Source organism: Paenibacillus sp. ACRRX, from assembly GCF_022346885.1.
GTDB lineage: Bacteria > Bacillota > Bacilli > Paenibacillales > Paenibacillaceae > Paenibacillus_B.
In genome coordinates this window covers 297207-324063 of the sequence record NZ_JAKRNK010000005.1, presented here as the reverse complement: position 1 = coordinate 324063, position 26857 = coordinate 297207, and the positions used below count along the sequence as shown (strand labels likewise).

The following is a 26857-nucleotide window of genomic DNA, read 5'->3' as shown; positions in this document are numbered from 1 at the left end:
GGAGCCATATGCGGTTTTTTGCCTTGCTTCATGAACTGATGCTGAAAGGGATTGCCTTTAAAGTAGACGAAGGCAGGCTGCGCTACAGCGATGAAGGCGGCGTCATGACAGAGTCGATGCGGGCAGAGCTGCTTGCTTATCGGCCAGAGTTCACCAAGCTAACGGGTAGTGCTAATAGTTTTCAACTGGCACCTGTGTCGCCAGCCCAGCAAGCGATGTGGATGATGCATCAATTTTACCCGGAAAGTACAGCTTACAACACAGTACTTGGCTTAAGATTGACTTCACAAGTGGACGAACATGCGTTGGAGCAGGCTTGTCAACAGTTGACGGAGAGGCATCCTGCTTTACGCTCCACTTTTCGGAGCGACGGCCCTGATGTGCTGCAGGTCATCCATAACCAACATCGTGTATGGTGGCAAACCTACGATTGTCGGGCATTCAGCGTCGAACAAGCCCGAGCAGAGATGACTCGACGCAGCAAGGAGCCGTTTCGTCTGGAACGAGGCGCTTTGTTTCGTGCGGAGTTGTTCCGAATGGATGATCATTGCTGTCTGGTGCTGACAGCACATCATATCATTATGGACGCGTGGTCGTACCATTTGATTGTTGAGCAATTGGAAGCTTGTTATCGTGCAAAACTGACAGGCAGAGAAGTCATTCTGCCTCCACTTGACTGCCAGTATGAGGACTTCGTAGTACAACAGCATCAGATGCTGGCAGGGCCTAAAGGCGAGTCGCTTGCTGCTTATTGGTGTGATCGCCTCTCCGGTGAGCTTCCGTCGATACATTTGCCTGTGGACTATCCTCGTCAGCCAGTTCAACGAGGAAATGGCGATTCCGTCGCCTTTGAACTTGACTCCGCGCTGCTAGGCAGATTATCAGCCGCAGCGCAGGAGACAGGCAGCACCCTGTACGTTACGCTGCTCGCCGCTTATCTAGTGCTGCTGCACCGTTATAGCGGTCAGGAAGAACTGATTGTCGGCACGCCAGCAACAGGCAGGACAAAGCCGGAATGGGCTGGTGTAGTCGGGTACTTCATCAACGCCGTCGTCATTCGAGCGGACTGTGCGGGAGAGCCGACGTTCGCCTCGTTTACCAGCCAGGTGAAGCGGGCTGTGCTGGCAGCGCTGGAGCATCAGGAGTATCCATTTGCCCTGCTGTTGGACAAGCTTGGGCTGAAGCCTGATCCGAGCCGGCAGCAGCTGCTGCAAGTCATGTTTGTTTTTATTGATGATATCCGCAAAGCGCAGCAGGCGAACAGCACCAGCACAGCATTGTGGACTCCATTTGATCTGCCAAGCGAAGAAGGACAGAATGATCTGATGCTTGTCATGACGAAGCTCGGTGAGCGCTTTGCAGGAGCATTGCGTTACGATGCCGACCTGTTTGAGCGTGATACCGTATCCCGCATGGCAGACAGCTTTTTAACACTGCTTCACAGCATCGCGGACAACCCGCACCTGCCAATTAGCAAGCTCCCAATCGTAAGTGCCGCTGAGCGGACGCGTCAGCTTGTGCAATGGAATGATACGGCAGCGTCTTATCCTCGTGAATTCCGCTTACATGAGCTGTTTGAGCAGCAAGCTGAACGAACACCTCATGCTGTAGCTGTTGTTGACAGCAATACGTCGCTTACTTATGCGCAATTAAATCGATATTCGAACGAAGTGGCGACTGCATTAATTACGAGAGGCGTGGTTCCCGATGACCGGGTCTGCATTTTGGAGGATCGTGGCTGTGATTTTCTGATTGCGATGCTCGGGATTTTTAAATCTGGCGCTGCCTACATTCCGCTTGATCCACGGCATCCTTCAAGTCGACATCTTGGTATTATCCGTGACAGTGATGCCCAAGTCCTGCTTACTTCCTCAGACAAATCAAAACCTCTTATCCAAGAGGCGAATCAAATGAAGCTTGCTATGTTACCTATAAAACAGTTGTACGGAAAACAATCAGAATGTCGTAATCCACATATACGCGTGTCTGCGGATCATCTGGCTTATGTTATTTACACATCAGGCTCAACGGGTAAACCGAAGGGGGCTATGGTGGAGCAGCGGGGCATGTTAAATCATTTGTTTGCCAAAATAAATGATTTGTCCCTTGGGCCAGGCGATGTAGTTGTGCAAAATGCTTCTCAATGCTTTGATATCTCGGTATGGCAGTTTCTCTCCGCTATCGTAGTGGGAGGGACGACTCGAATCGTTGAGGATGAGCTTGTGATGGATCCCGTTCCATTTCTCGATGTCATCGCTGCTGCGCGTACGACCATTTTGGAGATGGTTCCTTCTTTGCTTCATGCTGTGCTTGATGTCATTCAGGCAAGACCTGACCTGACAGCCAAGCTTCATAGTCTAAGGTGGATGATTGTAACTGGCGAGGCATTGCCGCCTAATTTGTGCGTAAGATGGTTCGCACGATATGCTCACGTTCCAATGATGAATGCCTATGGCCCAACAGAATGTTCGGACGATGTGGCTCACTATGTACTGTATGCTCCGCCAGAGGAGCATCGTACCATCATGCCTATTGGTCGCTCGATTCAAAATACGAGACTGTATATACTGGATCGTTATCTGGAGCCGGTACCAATCGGTGTAACTGGTGAATTGTATGTTGCCGGAGAAGGGGTGGGGCGTGGTTATCTAAATGATCCTGAACGAACAAAGCAAGCTTTCCTGATCGATCATTTGGCCGCCAAGCCTGGAGGGAGGCTGTATCGTACGGGAGATCGTGCCAAATATTTGGCCAACGGAGATATTGAGTACCACGGGCGAATTGATTATCAAGTGAAGGTGCGAGGCTTCCGGATTGAACTTGGTGAAATTGAAGCCGCTATGCAGAAGCTAGCAGGGATCAAAGAGGCGGTTGTAGTGGCAAAAGGCGAGGCGCTGGAGGACAAGACGCTGGTTGCATTTTGGATTGCGGATGCCGAGACTGCATTTTCATCCTCTGCGGATGGGCATCAGGCCTTCAAAAGAATACTGGGCCAAGCATTGCCAGAATATATGGTGCCAGCTGTCTGGCTGCGGCTGCAGCAGTTTCCGTTATCTGCTAACGGCAAGATTGATCGCAACTGGCTAACCGCCAACACATTGAATGACATTGGGCATCAATATGGAGTCGATGTAGCGTTAAAACTGTCTAAAGAGCATGCTTCAGCTGCAACGAAAGGTGAAAGCGGTACTGTTTCTAACGATGCTGTTAGCCATAGGGAATGGCCGAATACTGGAAACGGGGCAAGCAGCCAGTCTGAAAAGATGCTCAGTCATCAGGCAGCAGCTAAGGAGGCGATCTCAACTCCCGTCATGCCATCCGAAAAAGAGCTTCGAGTGTTGTTACAAGGCTGGCTCGAACAGGATGTTGGAGCTGTGATTGCCGAGATGATGAACCTGGCGGTAACGGATTTAGATAGGCGAGCCAATCTGATTGAGAGCGGCTTTAACTCGATCAAATTTATTACACTGAGTGCTAAGCTGGATGAATTGTACGGGATTCGGATTGCTCCACCGCAGTTTTTTGATTTTGCTACGACAACGGGTATCATTCATTATTTGCTGAGCAACTATCAGGAGCAATTAACCGCCAGTTATGTCGAGTTATTGCAGCGATGGCAGCAGGGAAGTCTCGACACCGATTGTACAGAGAGCACCGATCGCATTTTAAATGATTCATCGGCAACATTCCACAGGGATGAAGCCGTTCCTTTCCATGATGCTGGTAAGCAAGCAGCAGTAGATTCGGACGAATTGGACGTAGAGTGGATGGAGTCGGCTGTCGCCATTATCGGGATGGATGCTCGCACACCAGGTGCACGTAACGTGTCAGAGATGTGGAACAATTTAGTTGGCGGCGTAGATGTTATTACGGAGATTCCTGCCGATAGATGGGATTGGCGCCAAGTATCCGGCGAACATACAAAGGCCAGATGGGGTGGTTTTATCGCCGATGTGGATAAATTCGACGCCGGTTTCTTTGGTGTGCCTGAAGAAAAAGCACGGCAGATGGACCCGCAGCAGCGCCTTATGCTGGAGGCCTCTTGGAAAGCAGTAGAAGATGCCGGATACAAGATGTCCGAGCTGTCTACTCGCCAAGTTGGCGTATTTATGGCTGTGGCTTATACGGATTATATGGACGTGCTCCGCGAAAGCGGGCACAATCTGGATCTGCATGCCGCAGCAGGCATGGAGCGAACCTTGATCCCGAACATGATCTCTCATTACTTTGATCTTACGGGTCCGAGCGAAGCGGTAGATACCGCCTGTTCCAGTTCGCTTACGGCGCTAAGCCGGGGGGTGGAAGCCTTGCGCAGCGGCGTGTGTGATACAGCGATCATCGGAGCAAGCAATTTAATACTAAGTCCGCGATTATTTACAGTGTTTGATGAGCTGGGCAAGTTGAGCAGTGACGGCCGCTGCAAAACATTTGACAAGGATGCAGATGGATATGTCCGATCAGAAGGTGTCATTACTGTAGTCTTAAAGCCATTAAAGGCAGCAATCGCCGACCATGATCATATCCATGCTGTGATTAGAGGGTGCACGACACGACACATCGGTCGATCCAGCGCATTCACTGCACCAAAATCTACTTCTCAATCTGATCTGATCAAGGAAACCTATAAGCGTCACTCCGTCGATTTGTGTTCGCTCGGCTATGTTGAAATGCATGGGCCTGGGATCAGCCTGGTTGACGCTGTAGAAGTTAATGCACTGAGCAAAACGATGAAGGAGTCGTTGGAAAGTGGATCATCTGAAGCGAAAGCTTCTTTTGCTTGTGGCATTGGCTCCGTCAAATCCAACCTTGGGCATATGGAAGCGGCAGGTGGGCTGGCAGGTTTGCTCAAAATTGTATTGTCCATGCAGCATGGTATCATCCCGGCCAATGTTAATATTCAAGAGCTGAATCCTTATTTGGAGCTGGAAGATAGCCCGCTCTACGTCATTCAAGAGAATACACCATGGCATGACACCTTGGACACGCTTGGCCAGCGCAAGCCAAGAAGAGCAGGGATTAGTTCTTTCGGCGGCGGCGGGGTGATCGCCCATGCGATTGTAGAGGAACATTTCAACAAGCAGCATCTATACGCGGAGGAACCAGCTGAGAGTGATAACCACACTAAGCGAGAATATGCCATTCCGCTGTCGGCCAAAAGCGAGCGATCGCTGCGCCAATATGCTGCGGACTTGGCCGCATTTATTCAGCCGCTTCTGCAGGACAGCCTGTCAGACCAAGCATCACAACGAGCCAATCGGATTGACAACACAGTGAAGGAACGTCCATACAGGCTGATGGATATAGCCTACACACTCCAATCCGGCAGGGAAGAATTCGAGGAACGGCTTGGTCTAACGGCAGCTGGGTTGGATGAACTTCATCGCAAGTTATTAGGGTTTGCCCAGGGAAAAATGGATGAACGCGAGTATTACAGAGGTACCGTTCAAGCACTAGATGTTGAGACTGAGCAGTGGACAGACCACATCGATGGAAAGAAAGCCGAGGCAGCAGGAGCTGCTGCGAAGCTAACTGCTGAACAAGTGGTTCAGCAGTGGGCGACTGGCTCAACAGTGGAATGGGACCAGCTATACGAGAGAGCAAGGCCTTATAGGGTGCCGCTGCCTACGTACCCATTTCACAAAGAACGTTATTGGGTAGAAGTGTCTGACAGTCGCAAAGAAATGGTAGCACGAGTGTAATCCAGAGAGGCCATATCAGGTGGAGAGTGATGATAAGGATGGTAAATACAATAGAAGCGCGTGCATTTCCGGACAATGGAGTTCTATCATTAATTGGCAATACCCCCCTTTTAAAGTTAGAGCGTATTGTGTCACAAAACCGATTTAATCTGTACGGCAAGCTCGAAATGTACAATCCAGGCTCAAGTATTAAAGATCGCACCGCTCTTAGCATGATCAAGGAAGCGTGGAAACGCGGCGACATCAATGAAGATACCACCATTATTGAATCAAGCTCTGGCAATCTTGCTGTAGGGCTGGCCCAGTTGGCTAACTACTTGGGACTGCGATTTATTTGCGTGCTTGACCCGAAGACAAATCAGCAGACGATCAAGGTGCTCCGAGCATACGGCGCGATCATTGATATGGTTAACGAGCCTGATCCTGTAACGGGTGAGTATTTGCAAGCGAGAATTAATCGTGTTAGCTGGCTAAAGGAAAACACGCCTAACAGCTTTTGGTGCAACCAATATGCCAATCTTGACAACCCGTTAGCACACCGTCATCTCATGAATGAGATTATGACCGTGCTGCATGGCCAAATCGATTATTTGTTCCTATCCGTGAGTACGTGCGGGACGTTCAGAGGGTGCTTTGAGTATATTCAGCAGCACGGACTGAATACGAAGATTGTGGCGGTGGATGCGCAAGGCAGCGTGATTTTCGGTGACAAAGGAAGGGCCAAACGATTAATTCCTGGCCATGGTGCTGCCAGAGTACCAGAGCTATTCCAGCCAGGCATGGAATATCAGCAGGTGCATGTGACAGACATGGAATGTGTGGAGGGTTGCCGCTTGCTGCTGCAGCGGGAATCTATTTTGGCAGGCGGGTCCTCTGGAGCCATTATTATGGCGATTAAGCGTCTTGAAGCGGAAATTAGCGACAATTCTACCTGTGTGGCGATATTAGCGGATAGCGGTGAGCGTTATATGGATACGGTTTATTCGGAAGAGTGGGTCCAATCACATTTAAAAGGGGTACAAATCGATGAGTAGTGTAGCGATCGAACAAGGGCAAATGGTGCTTTTGACAGGTGACGAGATTGTTGATATTTTGCAAGGTCATGAACAGGAAACGATTAAGCTTGTCCAAGCTGCCTATCAAACGCACAGTCTCGGTGATAGTGAACTGCCTCACTCTACTTTTCTCCGCTTTCCGAAGCAGGAGCGGGACCGTATAATTGCGCTAACGGCTTATCTTGGGGGAGACTTCAACGTCGCTGGACTGAAATGGATCGCCTCCTTTCCGAATAACATTCAACAAGGTCTTGAGCGAGCGTCCGCGACACTTATATTAAATGCAATGGAGAATGGTCGGCCAAAGGCGATTATGGAGAGCTCCGTGATTAGCGCACAGCGTACGGCGGCAGGTGCGGCTCTCGCAGCAGATCGCTTGTGGGAAAACATGCCCCTCCACACCGTGGGGATGATCGGCTGCGGGTTGATTAACTATGAGACGTTCCGCTTCTTGCTGAGCGTCAGGCCAGAGGTGCACACCGTGTACGTCTACGATGTCGATTCCGCAAGAGCTGAGCAGTTCAAACGAAAATGCCAGGAATATGCGGGCAATATTGAAATTATACTGAAGCCGGATATGACATCGATCTTGGCAGAGGCGGAGGTGATCTCGCTGGCGACCACGGCAGTACAGCCGCACATCCATGATCTGTCTATGTGCTCGCCGGACAGCGTCATTTTGCACACGTCGCTGCGGGATATAAGCGCGGAGGCAATCTTGTCCGTCGACAATATCGTCGACGATGTGGATCATTGCTGCAGAGCGCAGACGTCTGTCCATTTGGCCGAGCAGCACTCAGGGGACCGTGCATTTATTCGCTGCACGATCGGCGACATCTTGCTTGGCAATGTTCGTCCAAGGGAGCAGAGCAAGCCTGTCGTGTATAGCGCTTTTGGCCTCGGCATACTGGATATTGCGTTAGGGGAATATGTTTATAAGCGTGCACTTGAGCAGCAGGCAGGGACTCGAGTCGGCTCGTTCTTCCCAACGAATTGGCTGGAGCGTGGCGGGAAGTTGTAGTCGTCAATGGTCGATGGGGATGGGAGTTATAGGGCTGAGAGATTGTGGCATCTAGATTTTTTGGGGAAACCTCAAAAATGATCGGATTCATCAGGACATCAAAACGATAAAGGGAGTGTTTAGGGAGACCTAAGCACTCCCTTTTTTATTGTACTGAAATATCCCCAATAATGCCCAGTCTAAAATAATTCTAAATACTATTTAATTAGAATTGTTATCTAAACTACATTGATATCTAATCCAGACTATATTACATTGTTTTTTCTGTGAAAATTGATTTAAATCAAAAAAATAAATTACAAATATCGACAAATATTTATCCGTAATTGTAGTATATTCAAAATTATTACAAAGCATTTTAAAAGGAGTTAGGTGATGTGATGAAGAGTAAATTACTACAACATGTATTTCTTTGTGTAATCATATTATTTTGGTCCTATCATTCATATGTATATGGGCAAGAAGTAGATTTACTAAATGGGACAACAAACATAGAAGAACGACCAAAGTCTGTTCCCAAAAATACTGCTAATGTTGTAGAAAATATGCATCCTTTAAACCTTTTTGAGGTAATTTCGCCTAATATTTGGCGGGAAACTAACGTGATTTTAAGAAAGCCACCTAATGGCATGCAAGAAGCTAATGAGTTAACGTCGCCCTCCTCCTCACCTAAGAACTTCTCACTAGTAGAAATGGTTAAGAAATATGAGGAACCTACTACTTATCTACCCATAGATACTCACTTAGAAGATGCAATAATCAAAAAGGATGTCTTTCCCCTTAAGATTCAACAACAAAAGAATAAAACTTTTATCAAAAGAGTGACAGATGAAGGAAGTGAATTGGAGTACCCAGTCACTTTTAAGTCGACATTAGCTATAGCAAAAAGGGAAAGTGGACACCATATAGTAGATGAAATAGAAGGGACTAAATGTCCATCCTTTGGTTGCTCAAGGGCACAATTCGTCTACACTGATATGCCTACTATAGGTAACTCATTTAGATTTACAATTATTGATGGAGTACGATATGAGATGTTCAGCTACTATACTGGAGTCATCAAATTTGATATATCAAGCATTCCAAAAGATTCTGTTATTTTATCTGTTAACGCTTCTAGTTTTATGACAGAGAAACACATTTTGCTTGGGTCTATCAACAAAGACTGGCCGTATATTCAAAATAACCCTTTATCGTTTACGTTCGAGCCTGTTAATAATTTGGAGGATCTTGTCCAAAGGTGGTTGGATACAGGAGTTAACAATGGGATGGCTGTGGGAAATTATAGTCAACCAATATACAATAATTGGAGTGATGCTAACCTTATAGTTTCGTATGTCCCTAACGTTCCGTATGCTCCGTCTAAGTTGCTTCCGGGTAGTGTAAATATTTCTAGTCCTCAGCTAGTAAAGGGGATTGACCCCATTCTGAATTGGGCTTTTACAAGCCCTGTGACACAGGATGTCCAATCAAAATTTCAAGTAATTATTAAAGATAGTAACGGGCAAGTTGTACATGACTCAGGTGTCATATCAGCTATTGAAAATAGGTATAAGATACCACCAAACATTCTAAAATATGAAACACTATACAGTTGGATAGTAAGAGTTGTTGGGAAAAACGACAAAATTTCATCATTTTCAAGCCCTGTTTTTATTAAGACTATGTATGCTGGTAGTGGATATATTTATGATGAAAATGGAAGGTTAATAATGGTAAAAAATTCGCAAGGAAAAGTCTATCATATTAAATATGATGCTAATGGAAATGTTGTATCAATAAATTAGAGCATTTCTGTGAAATTTCAATAGATAAGGGGCAAATGTAATGAAGAGGATTTCAGTAATGCTCATTATGATATTCTTTTTAGAAATCCTATCACCTGGGATTATGAGCAACCAGCAAACAGTTACGGCACTGGAACATCAGCAACAAAGTGATTTGCTCACCATTGATAGTCTGGCAGCGAAATATAAGGTATCACCATCCAATATTATTGAAATGCTGAACGCCGGGTACAGCTTACAGGATGTAGGCGCTGCACTCGACAAAAACAGTGACGCGGCTAAACTGCTGGGTACGCTGCAGCAGCTGTTTCCCGGCAAAGGGAAGCTGTATGTGCCGCCTACGGTGACGGATGTAACGTATGGTGTAGTTGGTGTTAATCTGTTACTTGAAGGAGATGCATGGGCGAGTGTGACAGGAAATGTCTATGGGGACAAGGAAAGTCTCCATAGCGTGACGGGGTCCGTGTATGGGCGTGCCAAACGTAGTCTGACGAGCAGCGGCTATGATGAGCTGGCTCTCAAAAATCAACACGTCAAACTGGATCAGGCACCCTATAGTGTGAGTACTGGTGTGGAAGATATTTCAATGCAGGATGGCTCATTAAACTTGAAAGTAACAGATATCGGGATTCCGAGTCGTAATGGTTTTTCATTCAAATTAACGAGGTCCTATAACAGTAATGCGGCTGAACTCTATGATAAAAATATAACTCAGACATGGTTGGATGGTCTTTATTTCAGTCCACTGATGAATGTCAAAGTATATGTATTGGAACCAGGCGTTGGTATGAGGTATTTATTTGAATATGGAACCAGTTCGAATTATGTGTATTTTAACAATCAATTGGTTGGAGAAGCCCCTAAAGAGTACGCTCAAATGGTGGGGGGACGATATGATGACCTAAATGCCATTATGGAGGAGAAATACGCGGATCGAACGAAGAAAATCACCCATCTTTCCACTTCGTTCGAGGGTAAACAATATCTCCTGGAATTATATCCAACGGGAAGCTCTTCAGCTTACTACATATATGATATGAAAAGGTTAGGAATAACGTATGATTCATGGACAACGCCTAGGAAACTGGATCGATTCATGCCCTTAGGGAAAGGGTGGAGATGGGATATTCCCTATATTCAAACCAGTGGATATAACAAGTATGTGTCGATGCCTGGTGGTTCTGTGTATACAATAAACGGAAATGATCAAATTGAAAATTATCCATGGGGCGATGTGCGTTTTACAAAAGACACCAGTAAAATAGTCAATGATGTTCGATCAGAATATGCACTTCTATATAAAAATGGAACAAAATACTTCTTTTCCTATGATGGAGAGCTATTACGCCAAGAAGATGCATACGGAAACTTTTTTGATTTTTATTACTATAGATTAGCTGGAAGAGATTATGTACTATTCAAAGTATTAAGCAGTACCGGGCAACAACTTCAGTTTTTATATGGAACTAATGATATTGTGGTGAGCAATGGGATAGATCGTGTTACCTATCAAAAGGGATGGGTACCAGGTGCTTCTGATCTGCAATATTTGCAGTCTGTTAAGGATGTAATGGAAAGAAACACCTATTATTCTTATCACTTTGGGGAGTCAAAATTCACAGTTGTAGGAACCAAAAAGCCAGATACACGGAATGACTTTGCATTAATCAAGCAGATTCATCATCCCACTGGTGCAAAGACAGAGTTTACTTATGATTCTCTCATTAGAGAATTGGGTAGTGCCACCAAGCAGCTTCAATACAGAATAATAGAACGTAAAGATATAATCGAGTATGTAAATCTTCAGAGTGTAGTCAGCAACTATCATACGTTCCAATACGAATCAGATCCTTATTCCTACTATGGTGACAGAATGTACTCCACTTCGATGACTGACGGATTGCTCACAACTTCGTTTAAATATAAAAAGTTGTGGAACGACGGAAATACTCGATTTTACAACTTGGAAAACATTCAAGACGCAGGCACCACCCAGCACATCTCACAGCAAGCGTATGACGAAGCAAGTGGCAATCCCAATCCGATTCAGATCGTGACCAAGAAGCGAATCAGCGGCGCAGAAAGCCCTGCTTTGACGGTCAACCGTCAATATGATCGTAATGGCAACATCACGAGTGAGACCAACAACATGGGGGCCAGCACCGTTACGACTTACGACTCAACCTTTGCTTTGCCGCAAACGGTAACGACCAAGTTCGATGCAAACCAGCAGTCCGTAACCCGTTATGTACGGAACGGGCAAGGTTCAGTGATCGAGTCGAAGACGTATGCCAATGCCGAGGGTGGACCACTGCTGCGTCACAGGAACTTTGAATATGACGGCTTTGGCAATGTGACGAAGGTGACTACCAATAACAGCAGCAAGCCGACCGTATTCCGATATCAGTATGGACCTGAGTATCAGCATGCGTTCCTTACGCAGCAGGATGTGGAAGTGACCAATGCCGATGGGCGAAAAAGCGTAGTTGTGGAGAAAGCGCAGTACGATCCATTGACTGGACGCCTGCTTGCGTACACAGATGGGCTTAATCAGACCACGTCGTACACCTACGACCGCTTAGGCCGTACAACATCTGTCACGATGCCGAACCAAGCGCAGGCCAGCTATGTGTACAACGACAGCACGAATCACATCATGGCTAAAAATACGTTAGGTGAAGTCCAACAGGTTTGGTTTGACCCACTGGGTCGCAAACTGAAAGAGACGCAAGGCTTGGGCGAAGTGAAGTATGGCTATGACGAGCGCACAAGTCGTCTGCTGTGGCAGGATGATGCCTATGGGAACCGGACGTGGTACAGCTATGATGCGTTTGGTCGCATCAAACAGACCACGTATGCGGATCAGACGTCAGAGACGGTGCAATACGATGATGCACAGCTTACTGAACTGTACACAGATGCGGAAGCAAACCAAAAGCTGAAGCGTTACGATCCCTTGCAGCGCCTTGTGGCGGAAGAGGTGTGGGTGAAGAAGGAGCAGACCTTCAAGCCCGAGGTGCGTAACGAGTATAATTCAATCGGGAAAATAGCCGCTCTTACAGACGGCAACAGCAACCGGACCACTTATGCCTATAACTCGTTAGGAGAGTTAACGGGGGTAACAGATGCCAGCCAAGAGACGATCCAATACACCTATGATCTGCTTGGCAACGTGACGAAGCTGCAATTCCCGGGCAGCCAAACGGTGACCAAAGCTTACGACGAACTCGGCAGAGTAATCACAGAGACAAATGGGACAGGTCAGGTGGAGAAATACCAGTATGATGCCAATGGCAACGTGGTTCAATATGTGGACAAAGCAGGCGTAGCGACAACGCAGCAATTTGACACGATGAACAACCTGCTTCGTTCCGCAACAGCGGATCTGATTGTGCAGTACACGTATGATACGGAAGGCAAACGCTTGAGTATGGTAGACCAGACGGGGACGACAAGTTATAACTATCAGCTACAATCCGGTTATTTGACGGAGATTCAATACCCAGATGGGGTACATCTTGCAAATAGCTACGATCTGAGAAAAAAGACGGGGTACAGTGTCCGGCAGATAAGCAAGGGCTTTCATATGACGGTTAGAGGGCAGTTTGACAGTCGAAATCGGGTGACAGATCTGAGCATAAGCAGTTCAAGCATAATAGGCACACCTCATGTTACGTACAGCTACTGGAAAAATGGCGACGTGATGAGCCGAGCGATGGCCAGTGCATTTTCGAGTAATATGCAGTATGACAACGGACGTTTAATTTTGATACAGCATCGGAAAAGTGGTCAAGTAGTTAACTATTTTTCCTATGAATATGATCTAAATGGCAATATTCAGTATCGTAATGAAAATAACTATCTCACTCATTTCAGCTATACGCCGTTGGATCAGGTGAAGACGTCAAGTGAGTTTAACGAACGTTATACGTATGACGGGCGTTACAACCGCCTGACGCTGGAGAGCAGCCGTGAGCTGCCGATTCAGGAGGCGCAGTATGAGTACAACCAGAAGAATCAGTTGACCAAGGCGATTGGATCCAAGGGCACAGCGAGCTACAGCTATAACGGCGATGGGCTTATGGTAGAGCGTGCGATGTCCAATGCGCGTCATCGGTACTATTACAATGAGGACAAACGGATCGTAGCTGAAGCTGTGATCGAAGCAGATGGGAAGCCGCGTATCCTCTATGTGTACATTTACGATACCAATGGAGCGATTATTGGTCGACAGGACGCTGCAAGCGGTAAGGTACAGTACTACCAGCTCAATGGGCATGGAGATGTCGTTGCTCTGACGGACGAGCAGGGCTCCAAGTTAAATGAATATCGCTACGATATTTGGGGTCTGCCGCTGGAAAGTAAAGAAACAGTATCGAACATTTTCGGATATGCGGGAGAGTATTGGGACTCGATATCAGACCTGCAATACTTAAGAGCACGCTGGTATGACCCAAGCATGGGCCGTTTTATAAGCGAGGATAAGAACCAGGGCAAGATCGAAGAGCCAGATACGCTGAATCGGTATACGTATGTGGAGAACAATCCGTTAAATGGTGTGGACCCTGAAGGTGAGAACAAAATAAATTGTAGTTTTAAATGTTTCTCAGCAGGAACCCAGATTCAAACGGATGAGGGCTTAAAGGCCATTGAGGATATCAAAGTCGGTGACAAGGTACTAGCAAAAAGCGAGGAAACAGGTGAGGCGGCGTATAAAGCCGTGGAAGAAACCTTTAATCGCACAGCCGATGAAGTATATGTCATCGAAGTGAAACAAGAAAAGATTACGACAACAGAGGAGCATCCGTTCTGGATTGTAGGCAAAGGATGGGTGGAAGCCGGTGACTTAGTTGTCGAGGATGTATTAGTAGACAGGGACGGCAAAGAATACCCGATTGAATCCATTACGGTGCATCAAGAACCAACAAAGGTATATAATTTCAGAGTGCAGGGGTACCACAATTACTTTGTAACGGACTTGCGGATCTGGACGCACAACTGCGGCGGAGGGGGATTCGGCAGGGCAGGAGCAGGACCGTCTACCTCTTATTCATCGTATAGTAATGGCGGAGGGATTAGTAGCTATCCAATCAAAGTAAGCACTCCAGCAGCGAATACAACGATAAAATGGAAGAATGGACAGCCTGATCTTATTGGTTTTTATAAGGGGAAGGGTGATCCTAAACTTTCTGAACTTCATACGAAACTAGACCAACTTGCTGAAAAACATCTTTTACAACAATTTCGAGAAATTGACCCGAACATTAAGGCAGGTTATACAGGTTCATTTAAGACTGGTACTGTTGGGAATCCAAATAAACCGACATTTGGCCAACCAATTAATTTGAAGAAGTATGATATTGATTATTATATTGAAAGTGATATTTTGTTCAAGAAGTTTGGTAATAGTCTAAAAGCCAATCCCGAATTTAGAAAAATTCTCTCAGAGACACCGGGATTTGAAGGACTTAAGCCCAATAAAGAGGGTTTTTCAATTAAGTTTAAGCCATCAAGTAAATAGGAGGATAACATGCAGATTACAGATAAGGTTCATGGTGCTTACTCACATGTATTTATTCAATTCGAAGGTTCTTTACAAGACTTAGGCTCAAAAATAGAAGAAGGACTAAATATACCTAATTTTAGATATGAAAATATGGACGATGAGCCGTATGATTTAGTGGGTTATTCTGAGGTTTTAGGCTTTGAGGTTGAATTAAGAAACACACAGAATAGTAAAGACTGGCCAGATTATCAATATTTGCTTGGAGCAACTACCACTGATTCATTCCAAGAAGTATTTAATGACCTAATGTTCGACATTTCACTTTGGATGGCACGATACATTTCACTTAGTTGCGAGGTAACTGCTATGGCTGAAAATTTAGATAAACAGACAGGGCAATCATTTTATTTTAATAAAACTACATCACAAAGAGAAAGTAGTATCATTGAAGCAAGAAAATAGTTCGGAAAGCCATAGTGGGAATTTATGCTCTCTATGGCTTTTCTTTGGAGAGGGCTACCTAGTGCCGAATGTACTCATCATTCAACCAATAACATATCTAACCCACGGAATACCCGTATAATGAAACGGTTATTTCGTTTGTACGCACAAAAAAAAGCATGAATTGTATAACCCAACTGACGCAATTTTGTTGCGACAATCAGGTGTATTATGGATATGTGCCATCATGATTGACCTGTTTTTGTCTCTTCGTTTTCTTAAAGTTTTATCAAAATTTCCAGACTGGCAGAGAAAAAGCTGATCCTGATCAGACAGAGTAAAAACAAAACGTCACAGACTTAATGAAAGACGATTTCAATATGAAAAGTTTTCCAAAAAGGAAATCTTGGACAGCAATACACGTTTCCTTATCTTCATTTTATTGTCAAATGGATTTGCTTCCTTTGTCTTTAAGGTTTTGAGAAATCATATATTTATCTGAAACAAATGATCCTTAATTTTTATTAAAATAAATTATTAGGGAGACGAGAGAAGATAAGCATGCATGTCTCTCATTTAATAAAAAAAGGTGGGGATTAGTTGAAGGTCGAGCATGTACTTAATGAAGAAAAAAATATGAAGGAATAACGCTGAATAAAAGTTATATTGTTCTGTCCATCGAGATTTATGATGGAGAGACTTCCTTATATTCTAGATATTTAGGAGGTGACATCATATATAGGATCGAGAAAGATGATGGGAGTGTTGTCCCATATCCTTCTACTCTATTCCAGGTCATATCGGGTAAATTGCCGAGTGGCTGGGCAGTGGTTCAGGACCAAGGTTGTTTGAGGATACTTCCAGAAAACTGGTCTTTCGATGGATTTTGGGAAAAATATTATGAAGATGAAAGAACAACATTGGAATTATACGCAATCGAAAAGCAAAAAAATAATCCTTGAAGTACTAACTTTTGAAGATATCACTAAGATTTTTAGAGAAGATAATTCTATGATTTTAGAAACCATATTACAAGCAATTATTAATCATGGAGATGCGCGTTTTACAGGTGTGGTACTTGAGTGCTCCAAGACGTCCCTACAAATGATCCTTATTATTACTCTACTGAATCACATTCAGATTTGCTATTTTTGGCTTTTGCTTATTTAAGTAAATTCAAAATTACTGAAGTGGAAGAGTTTTTTATAGATTATTTAGCCGAGTCATACTTTCAAAAAGAAATATTAACTAATATAGTTAATGAATATTTTGCATAAACAATCTTTTTAGTATTCTTTAAGAATATATTTATTTGAGACTATTACTGGCGTTAATAAGAATCGTCTTTAATTTACTGTTAATCTATTGAGATCCTTTCGTAAACGAGCATTTAATTAACCTTGATTGACACCATGTCTTTCGAGGTTTTTTCTTTACTAGGACAATTTAGAAATAATCAATCACTAATTAATTTCTTACGACCGCTTAGCCGCACAACATCTGTGACGATACCGAAACAAGCTGGTATGGGTTGGGATGTAATTAAAGATCCAACAAAATATAATTCTTTACATGGTTCCATCATTCCACCAAATACCACCCATGACAAGAGAGCAAGCTGAAGCGCTATCTAAATTATTCAAAATAGTACCAAATAAATGGAGATAAGTTAAGGAGATTTAACATGAAAAGGCTTGAAATCGATTGCAATTTTAATTACTTTGGACCAAGCAAGCCGGGATTATCACATGAAGAAGTGATTAAGTTGAGTTTAATTCCTAATGAAAGAGTACTTGTATTTCAAGATGAGGATGAATGGTTAGGAACTGTTGTTTTTGATAAAGAACTCCCATATGTGTATCAGTGGTATGTAAAATTAGATTAGTAGAAAAGTATTAATTTCCATGTTGATTAAATGTTCGACATTTCACCTAGTTGTGAAGTGACTGCCATGGCTGGAAATTTAGATAAACAGACAGGACAATCATTCAATTTTAATAAAACTACATGAAAAAGAGAAAGTAGCATTCTTGAAGCAAGGAAATAGTCGTGAAAGCCATAGCGGGATTTTATGCTCTCTATGGCTTTTCTTTTGAGAGAGTGGTTATCCAATGCCGAATGTACTCAATATTCATTAACGATCCGAACAAGAAAACAGGATATGTGGTGAAGTAATCGGGAAGCAACGTGAATTTGACGGTAAGTGGTCTGTACAACAATCGGAACCAGATTACGGACTTGAATATTAGCAGTGCGAAGATACTATCCAATCAAAGTAAGTACTCCAGCAGCGAATACAACGATAAAATGGAAGAATGGACAGCCTAATCTTATTAGTTTTTATAAGAATGCACCAAGAGCGTCAGGTTTAGGGGATTTATCACGGGCCCAAAAAAGAAATCTGATAACTTTAGATAATATAGTTAATAAGCATCTTACGGGAATGGATTTTTCGGAAACTTTACGAGACCTGAAGGGAAATCCTGTTCCAAAACCTGAGGGAGGATATTGGAACCATCTACAAGAGATGCGAGATTTGTTCAAGGGATTAAGTAAAATAAAACGAGGGTTAGAAGGTTCGCTCCAAAATCCTAATTTATCAGATATCACAAGAAAAACACTACAAAATGCTTTGAATAAGGCAAATAAGAATTTGATTAAGATTGAAAACTTATTTGAACCTTTTGGAGGTGTAAAATAATGAATAAAACGATAAAAGATATTTATTTATTGAATCAACAAAAACAGACAGTGGAAACCGAGTATGCATTGGATAACTGGTATAACAGATTAATTGACAAAACTGAGGAGGAAGTTGACTTAACGGATGTTTGTAGGATGATATTACAAAATGTTTTTATTGAAATTGCAATAAAAAAAGATGGATATATTGGATGAAAACCCGATTGCTGGTGATATGTATGATGGTCAGGTTTTAGAATTACTTTATTCAGTTAATTTAACTAAATTTGAGGATTTATGTAAACTCAGAATGATCCTAAAGAAGATCAATATGAGGCTTCCAAGTTTAGAATGGTCAAATGAAGAGGATAGGAAAGAATATAATGATATATTAGTAAACTTTATGAGGAGTGTGCATCTCTAAAGTTGTTTATGAGGTCACAATTCAAAGATATTTTATATCTAAAATGGCTTTTGTATAACTTTAAAACCTTGAATGGTCAGTCTTAGACAACCTCTCAAGGTTTTCTTTATTAGCAAAAAAATTATGTCACCCAGTTCAGCTATACGCCGCTGGATCAGGTGAAGACGTCAAGTGAGTTTAATGAACATTATACGTATGACGGGCGTTACAACCGCTTGACGTTGGAGAGCAGCCGCGAACTGCCAATTCAGGAAGCGCAGTACGAGTACAATAAGAAGAATCAGTTGACCAAGGCGATTGGAGCCAAAGGTACAGCGAGCTACAGCTATAACGGCGATGGGCTTATGGTAGAGCGTGCGGTGTCCAATGCGCGTCATCGGTACTATTACAATGAGGACAAACGATACCTGATCCTGTTGGTACTAATATTAAAATTGTCGATACTAAAAAGTAGAGTAGGAAGTGAAAACAGATGTTTGATTCATTGAAGCAGTACATTACGAAATTTATTGATTCTTTGGATAAAGGTATCGTAATTGAAAGCGAGGTTTTGTACGGGGATGCAAAATTGGAATATGCCCTGAGCAAAGAAAATTTTATGGCTTCCATCTCAGTTTTGTCAGACTACACTTACGATTTTTTTACTGTTGAGATTGAAAGTGAAAATACGCTGTCAGTAAAGACCGAAAAGTTCACGAACCTTGATGATTTGTTAGCTGAGTTAAAAGCAGATTTATTAGAGTTTTCATCATTAGAGTAATTTCTTGAGAGACCTTGATTGGCTTAGTGCCTTTCAAGGTTTCATTTTTGGGTGGTTGGGGCGAATGAACTCATCATTCAACTAATAACACATATTATCCATGTAATACCTGAGTGAAGATTTCTCCCAAACGTTTGAACGCACATCAATGCTTGAATTTGATAATCTAAATAACACTATTTCTTTACATTGAGCAGGTCGATTATCGTCAGATGCGACCATCATTGGCCTGTTTTAGCTATTGCTTGTCGGGTAGGGAAGACGGGTACTGAATACCTTCTCCCCCTACCTAGCCATTCAGCACATCCAAGTCGCTAAAGGCGATAACAAGAAGTGACGTAATTTATTATTTTACAAGTATTACTAATACAAGCTAGTGGAAGGCAAAACCAAGAATCAAACCCTTAGATATGGCATGCAAAGGCTTGCAAAAATCATCTGGAGCATGATGAAGCATATGACAGAGTATTAGGTGGCAACTTTAACAGAGCGTCAAGAAAATTGATATAATGGGAAAGTAAGGAAAAATAAGGGAACGGGTGAGGCTACATGTAAGCTCGCTGAAGAAACCTTAACAATCATATGGAAAGTAACGCCTGATGAATTATTTCATCAAGTATACGGAGCAGGAGGAAGATAGATGGGGGTGGAATCCTATAATTTTTTTATATACCCAAAAGAAAATATGGTTAAACTTACCGATGATGGATGGGAAACATATAGTAGTCATTCAGTATTATTTACAAATGTTACAAATGCACTCAAATCCATGTTGAATGTCAATTCATACACATCTAAAGAGAGTTGGTCTGATGATGATCCAGAATGCTATTATTCTTATGCGGATGAAACTTGCATTATAGAAATACAAATTAATTCAGGTGTGAAGTCGGAAAAGGTTGATGAGATTTCAGTAAGATTTGCTGTCTGTAATCCGGAAGGAACATTTGAAAAAGCAATTAAATTGTGTAGAAATATTGGAATCTTACTGGGAATGAATGTGTTAGATATGAAATTACATGAATCTTTAGATTTTAGTAACGAGATACAGGTAATGAAAAGTAAACAAAAATACTATGAAAAGAGAGAACAGTTCTTTTCTATGTTCAGACTACCGGATGGCGTCATAGCTAGGCCATTATATTGTAGTGAGGTTTGGAACATTGTAAAAGGGAAAGGTAAGTTTTAATGCGAATAAATAAGAATAAGTGATGAGTTTATATATTTGAAATACAAAAGCCCCTTACGATATCATTCTAGGCTCTCACGAGCCGATGACGTCATAAGGGGCTTTTTTACGTACTACGCTTAGTTAATAAACTTACCTTGCTGCAACAGGGCGAACAGGACGGACACCGCAGCTTCGCGTGTCGTTGGTGCTTCAGGACGGAAGTAAGATACGCCGCCTTTGTCTTCACCTTTCATCAAGCCGCTATCCGTTACATCTTTAATGCTGTTCGTCGCATAACCGGAGATTACCTTGGCATCTCCATAGGCTTGCTTGGATGGATTGCTCTTTGGTACTTGCAGCAGAGCAGCAGCTCTGGCCAAGATAACCGCCAGATCTTGACGGCTAATGCTGGCGTTCGGGTTAAAGGTGGATTTGTTCACACCGTTGATAAGCCCAATTTCATAAGCTGCTGCTACGTCTTCAGCGTACCAAGCTGTAGCTTTGACATCTTTGAATGGTGCATCTGCTTGGGACTCAATCCCCAGTGCACGAACCAACATAGCAGCAAATTCAGCACGAGTCACATCTTTCTTTGGTGAGAAAGTTGTTGCTGTTGAGCCGTTTACAATGAATTTGGCAGCAAGTGACTCGATCCGAGATTTCGCCCAAGATTGCGTGATGTCGTTAAAATTCACTGTACGGGAGGCGGCAACATAAGTGCCGAGGCCAGGGTGATTAATAGTTACAATTGTTGTATTATCGCTATTCTTCGTAACTAACGCCGGAATCGGTGCACCTGTATCATTTTTCAGGAACAATGCGCCAGTCGTATCCAAGCTTCCTGGAACAATAAAGGCACGCTTGATAAAGTGCTTAGCAGATATGACGATTGGTGTGGATGTGCTCCCTTTTAAGACATTGACGGCAAAAGCAGTTGGCGTACCAACAAACTGAGCCTCAGGGAACATTTCTTTAAGCTTCGCCTGTTTATCTGCTGCGGAACTTATTTCAATGCTTACACTTGCGTCTTTATCGAGTCCTTTTAATACTTCTACTGGCAGGGCAATCGATTGGGTTCCATTGCTGACTACAACGGTACTGCCAATTTGTGTTTCTACAAGCTGCTTGATCTGTGCAGGTGTCAGAACCACTCGTGTTTGCTGCTTATAAGTGTCAGCAGTGACGCTTATAATGACAGCTGTAGGTGATTTCGGAGCTTTTTCCAGTGCTGCTTTTAAGTCGAAATCTGAAATCGTTCCGGTTACAACCGTACCTTCTGTTTTAGTGGTAGATTTGACGACTTGGCTGACTTGTCCTTGATTAATGACAGCCGCTACAGATGGTGTGCTGCTGTTGATGTTATTATCAGTAGTCGTCGTACCTCCGCCGCCATAATAGCCGCCACTGCTGCCCGTACCTTGTGAAGTAAGGATGACACGGACAATGGCTTCTTTTTTGTAGGAGGCTAATTCGTCTGAGAAGATAGCGACCGTCAAATCAACAGTCACAGACCCGCTGCTAGGTAATGCTTTGAGTACGCCTTGGCTATTGATGTAAGAAGTATGAGAGCTTTTCGTCACAGCATATTTAATTCTTGGTGTTTGCGGGAACCCAAGTACTGGACGATTCGTAGTTGTGGTGTTAATAATTGTAGCTTTAAATTGCTGGAGGGCTTTATCAACAGTACCTTGAACCTGCTGGTTTGTATAAGATCTGACTGCGAAAGCAGTATAAGCACTATGGAATTGTTGCTGCCCGGTTTCATTGTAAACATAGGCATTATTGGCATCTAATTTTGGAGCAAGGACCTCAAGTTTATAAGTACCTTCTTTTAAATATTTAACGATAAGGTTCCCATTGGCATCTTTTTGGCCGTCGGTGTATGAACCATCAATACCAGTGAAGGTGAACAGTTGCGGCTGAATGATGTTTAGTTGACCTTTACTGTCTAGTGTTCCGTAGGCTCCTAACTCCCCAATCAACTCATCGTTAATTCCGTATGCATTTAAGATGATAAGTTTGGTCTTGGCACCTAATGTTACATTTACTTTTGTGGTGGAAGTGCTATCAACACCGTATGGTTGAATAATTTTGTTGCTTAAGCTTAAGTCGTATAAACCAAATCCGTTAGGTGTTCCTTTGTTGACATGTACTACAAATGGTAAATGCAACGTTGGAAGCGTAGCGTGTTTCAGTACGATCTCGCCCTCATAGACACCAGCTACGGCAGTAGCTTTAGGCGCTAATTGAATGGAGAACGGCTGCACGGAATTTGCATTAGCGGTTACCGTATCACCATTGCCAAGTCCAACCAGCTTCACATCGATTTGATTCACATCTGGAGTAGGGATTGAAGCATTAGGATCAGATGTTACTTGAGGATGAAGCTGAACGGAAGCTTGATATTGAACTGCAGATAAGGAGGTATTCTTTAACTGTAGTGCAATGGTCTTGGCAGCTTCCCCCGCTTGCATAACACCAAAGCTTGCGTTGTCGCCATAGTTAGTGACAGATACAGGATTCAGATTTTTGTCCAGAATGGTAATGTTTTCGACAGTTTGGAGTACGGCAGGTGTATATACCGCCTGTGATACACTGATGCGTCCAGCACCTTGGGAGTAGACATCATAACGAGTACCTTTCTCATCACTGATCCCGTCTGCTGTGTTAGCTAAAGCAGCACGAATATCAAATGGAGTCCATTCAGGATGCAACTGTTTCAGAAGTAAAGTTGCGCCTGCTACGTGTGGAGCGGCCATACTTGTTCCGCTAAGACGACCATAAGCTTGATTATATGACGCGTTAGGGATGGCTTTTGCGTAAGCAGGTATGGTTGATAAGATGTTATTTCCTGGGGCAGCTACATCAGGCTTGATGCCTAGTTGTCCATCTGCATTTGGTCCACGGGAGCTAAAGGTTGTAACTTGATCTCCAGGGATGATGGATTTGTTGAATGCGCCAAAGGTGAACGTAAATGGTTTGCCTGGATTCGAAAGTATCTTTACAGCTAGAGCACGTCCTGGTGCACCTTGCATCTCGAATGTAGGAATGTAATTAAATCCATCTCCTACATATATTTTAGCAAAGTCGTCTCGATCGGGAATGGATGGGGATAAATCTGCATTATTTCCTTTATTAATTCCATTAAAGATGATAATGGCTTTGGCCCCAAATTTTTTAGCTGTTTCAATTTTCTCCACGAAAGAGTAATTTCCACGAGATACAAATACAACTTTGCCATTAGCATTAATATTAGCATAGTCCGAAGTATGTCCTAAACCTGCATATACCGCTTCAATTGGTTGTGTTCCAAGGATTTGATTGAAATTTTCTTGGCCAGTCGTCCATGACATGATGTTAAGCGGTAGCGTTTGCCCGTATACCGATTCAGTTACAGTTGTGTTATAGAACACAGAATCCACTGTAGTCGCGCCTACAGATATAGCGAGTTGAGAAGTTGCAGGAGAGCCTACGGAGTAATAATAAGGTCCTTTATCTCCGGCGTTACCGTTGGAAATAATGGCAACTACTCCGCCTAATACTGCATTATTGATAGCAATCGAATCTGGTGAGAGAGGGTCTTTGTCCACATCAGCACCTAAAGATAAATTGATTACATCAACACCATCTTTAACTGCACGCTCAATGCCGTCTATGACCTGAGCAGAAGATCCCGAATCCCGGCCTGTTTCGGCATTGCGACCTAGGACGCGGTAAGCATACAAATCTGCATCATATGCAACACCACGTTGTACAATATCCGATGTTTTGTTGGCAGCACGGCCGACAATCGTACCAGCTACATGTGTACCGTGGTAACTGCCACTATAACCAATATGTTTTGGATCATCTTGTGGGCTTATTGGGATTCCCTCGTACGGATCGTTGTCATTGTCAATCGAATCGTAGCCGCCTTTGTAGGCAGCGGCTAGATCAGGATGTAAATAATCGACACCGGTGTCAATAACGCCGACCTTTAACTTCTTGCCTGTCAAACCTTGTGACCAGGCTACATCAGCGCCAATATGTTTTAGTGGGAGGATTTCAAACTTAGGATTGTTAATATCAAAGTTGAGAGGTTCTTGTACAGGAATCGAGTAGTATGTACGGTTCTCATGGATGGATTTGATGCCTGGCAGCTTGGCCAGTGCTGGAATCTGAGATGCGGGAATGGTAATTTCCATTCCGTTTAGCACGGTGTTGTAAGTGTAGTTGACTTTGAGGTCGATGCCGTTAGTCTTGGCTGTGGCGACCAACGACTGCTGCTGATGATTAATAGCGGCTTCCGTCGATTCAGCAGCAAGATTCTTTACCCCCTCAGCAGCGGCATACTTGCCGACCGACACGGGTTGTCCGCTTAATTGAACGATGACACGAACAGGCTTGTCTGAACCAGTGTTCAATTTGGGTGAGACATACACGGATGGTTGACCGGAGAGAGCCGAGGTATCCAGGCGGTTCGCCAAGTCAAGTGGAATGGATAAGCTGCCGGAAGTACTTGATGGGGCTGCTAATGCAAATTGCTGCAGGAACAGCGATGCTGCCAACAGTGTAGCAGAGAGAGAAAGAAGCGTCTTTTTCCAGATCGGTTTGTTTTTCAAATCTGCATTCCTCTTTTCTAGTTATTTAATTGTTATCGCACACTTATGTAAAACGAAAGCTATTATGACCCTCCTTCCTTTAATTTACAAGATGTTTAAAATTCAATCTTATTCTACCACCGTGTTTTTTAGTAATCCATATATTACTATCAAAATGGTGTGGATTACATTAAATTGGTTCTATTTACCTATTCCAAATTGACAAATGGTCAACATGATCTTGCAAAAAAAAAGCTAGTTCGACATGAAGTGAGTGTAAGGCTACGATTCTTTAATGCTGTGACGTAACAATGTAAAGTGGGATGATTGTACAAGTAGTAGGAGAATAAATATTCAACATATCAAACGTGAAAAGGCGTGTACAGGAATCGAGAGGACATGTCAGTCTAGTCTTGGGCGTTGAACAAATAACCTTAGGGTTATAAAGAAATTCATAATAAGTTTAGGGAATATTGAATGAAGTTGATCTCCAATTCAGGACGTATATGATCGGATAGTTGGGATAGTTAGAGTTCAACAGGATATATTTTGGGAGATTACTGTAGGGAAGGGACTTATATATAGTGTTTCAAGCAGAGGATAACTCTATAAATAAGAGATAGCAAAATTTGAAACTATAATATGCTAATTGTAGCCAAGTATATCCGATTCCCCTGAATGTGTCTACAAGTATATAAAAGTCCACTCTTCTAGCATAAGACTATACCGATGCATGTAGTTATCGCACCGTATCTGAGCTGAATATTACATGCTGCTGTTTGTAAGCCGTTGGTGTGAAGCCGGTGTTTTGTTTAAACAATCGGGAGAAATAATACACATCCATACCAATCAAATCTGCGACCTCTGACACATTCAGATCCGATGTCAGCAATAACTGCTGGGCTCGTGACACCTTCACCCGATTTATGTATTGGATTGGGGATTCTCCCATTTGCTCTCGGAAAAAAGTAATAAAGTAATTCGGATGCAGATGCAGCAGCGAAGCCAGCTGCTGTACGCTAATCTTCTCGTTAAGATGATTCTCGATGTAATGGAGCACTTCGTTAATCTTTTCTACGGCAGCGGAAACGGGCAGGGAAACTTGTTCAAAGCCTGCCTCCTCTAAATATAGGCTGAGCAGCTCCATCAGGAGTCCTTGTGTACGGAATGCAGCTGTCCAGCCAGCAGTACGATGTACATGCGTTAGCATCTGAAATGTGTGCAATGCCTGCTGCCAACGTTCAGGTGCTAACGTTATGCAGTAGGGAACCTGCATAAGCTGAAACAGGTGACGATCACCGACGAGTGCCTGGAAATGGCACCAATACTTGCTATAAGGATGCTCATTAATCGTCGTGTAAGACTGGTTGACATGTGCTGGCATGATAACGAGCTGCCCGGGAACAGGCCAGTAACTTCTATCCCCGATCTCGATTCTGCCTTCTCCTTCGCAGATCAGATAAAGTCGATTAAAGGCAGGTATAAAGTTCAACTCTTGCCAGTCATTCGTACAAGTTGTGTACAGGGCTTCCAGTACGGACACGTTTACGTTGGTCATATAACTGTTCAGCAGCGCAAATTTGTTGGAGGAATCGACACGCTTCCTATCTTGGCATGATGTTGTTGGAAGCCGTTTATCGACCTGCTTAGATGCAGATGGAGAAAATGAATTTTGCTGTTGCCCGCTGTTCATGATAAGACCCACCGCCCGTTACAAGTTAGTATTGTGCA

At 43.4% G+C, this 26857-nt stretch carries 15 protein-coding genes; 13 read left to right on the top strand and 2 right to left on the bottom strand.

Annotated features, from left to right (window positions below):
- The first annotated feature begins 8 nt into the window (after positions 1-8).
- The 13 genes from MH117_RS17020 (at position 9) to MH117_RS16960 (ending at position 20564) form a co-directional block, all read left to right on the top strand.
- The gene (locus MH117_RS17020) at positions 9-5699 is read left to right on the top strand and encodes a non-ribosomal peptide synthetase (RefSeq protein ID WP_239330417.1); all 5691 of its coding nucleotides are present in this window, start codon (positions 9-11) and stop codon (positions 5697-5699) included.
- A 38-nt stretch (positions 5700-5737) separates the two neighbouring features.
- Positions 5738-6733, top strand: a complete 996-nt coding sequence (gene sbnA, locus MH117_RS17015; protein ID WP_239330415.1) for a 2,3-diaminopropionate biosynthesis protein SbnA — start codon at positions 5738-5740, stop codon at positions 6731-6733.
- Positions 6726-7775 (top strand): 2,3-diaminopropionate biosynthesis protein SbnB, encoded by a 1050-nt coding sequence (gene sbnB / locus MH117_RS17010; RefSeq protein WP_239330413.1) that lies wholly within the window; start codon positions 6726-6728, stop codon positions 7773-7775. The genes sbnA and sbnB overlap by 8 nt, the downstream gene beginning before the upstream one ends.
- 380 nt (positions 7776-8155) lie before the next feature.
- Positions 8156-9562: an RHS repeat domain-containing protein gene (locus MH117_RS17005; protein ID WP_239330411.1), complete on the top strand. Its 1407-nt coding sequence runs from the start codon at positions 8156-8158 to the stop codon at positions 9560-9562.
- Between the two features lie 103 nt (positions 9563-9665).
- Positions 9666-15083 (top strand): polymorphic toxin-type HINT domain-containing protein, encoded by a 5418-nt coding sequence (locus MH117_RS17000; protein ID WP_239330409.1) that lies wholly within the window; start codon positions 9666-9668, stop codon positions 15081-15083.
- A gap of 9 nt (positions 15084-15092) precedes the next feature.
- Positions 15093-15530, top strand: coding sequence for a hypothetical protein (locus tag MH117_RS16995; RefSeq protein WP_239330407.1), 438 nt, complete (start codon positions 15093-15095; stop codon positions 15528-15530).
- Positions 15531-16388: 858 nt separating this feature from the next.
- Positions 16389-16679 (top strand): hypothetical protein, encoded by a 291-nt coding sequence (locus MH117_RS16990; protein ID WP_239330406.1) that lies wholly within the window; start codon positions 16389-16391, stop codon positions 16677-16679.
- A gap of 514 nt (positions 16680-17193) precedes the next feature.
- Positions 17194-17394, top strand: a complete 201-nt coding sequence (locus tag MH117_RS16985; RefSeq protein WP_239330402.1) for a hypothetical protein — start codon at positions 17194-17196, stop codon at positions 17392-17394.
- 366 nt (positions 17395-17760) lie between these two features.
- Positions 17761-18210 (top strand): polymorphic toxin type 28 domain-containing protein, encoded by a 450-nt coding sequence (locus tag MH117_RS16980; protein WP_239330399.1) that lies wholly within the window; start codon positions 17761-17763, stop codon positions 18208-18210.
- Complete coding sequence (locus MH117_RS16975; protein WP_239330398.1) at positions 18210-18407, top strand: contact-dependent growth inhibition system immunity protein; 198 nt, start codon at positions 18210-18212, stop codon at positions 18405-18407. Before MH117_RS16980 ends, MH117_RS16975 begins: the two co-directional genes overlap by 1 nt.
- 366 nt (positions 18408-18773) lie before the next feature.
- A complete protein-coding gene (locus MH117_RS16970; protein WP_239330396.1) occupies positions 18774-19103 on the top strand; it encodes a hypothetical protein in 330 nt (109 codons plus the stop codon).
- The gene (locus tag MH117_RS16965) at positions 19088-19375 is read left to right on the top strand and encodes a hypothetical protein (RefSeq protein WP_239330394.1); all 288 of its coding nucleotides are present in this window, start codon (positions 19088-19090) and stop codon (positions 19373-19375) included. Before MH117_RS16970 ends, MH117_RS16965 begins: the two co-directional genes overlap by 16 nt.
- Before the next feature lie 640 nt (positions 19376-20015).
- On the top strand, positions 20016-20564 hold the full coding sequence (locus MH117_RS16960; RefSeq protein WP_239330392.1) for a hypothetical protein: 549 nt from the start codon (positions 20016-20018) through the stop codon (positions 20562-20564).
- 119 nt (positions 20565-20683) lie between these two features.
- Here the strand turns inward: MH117_RS16960 and MH117_RS26565 are convergent, their stop codons facing one another.
- Both MH117_RS26565 and MH117_RS16945 read right to left on the bottom strand, forming a co-directional pair.
- Positions 20684-25147: a S8 family serine peptidase gene (locus MH117_RS26565; protein ID WP_275444694.1), complete on the bottom strand. Its 4464-nt coding sequence runs from the start codon at positions 25145-25147 to the stop codon at positions 20684-20686.
- 718 nt (positions 25148-25865) lie between these two features.
- Positions 25866-26819 (bottom strand): AraC family transcriptional regulator, encoded by a 954-nt coding sequence (locus MH117_RS16945; RefSeq protein WP_239330390.1) that lies wholly within the window; start codon positions 26817-26819, stop codon positions 25866-25868.
- Positions 26820-26857: the final 38 nt, after the last annotated feature.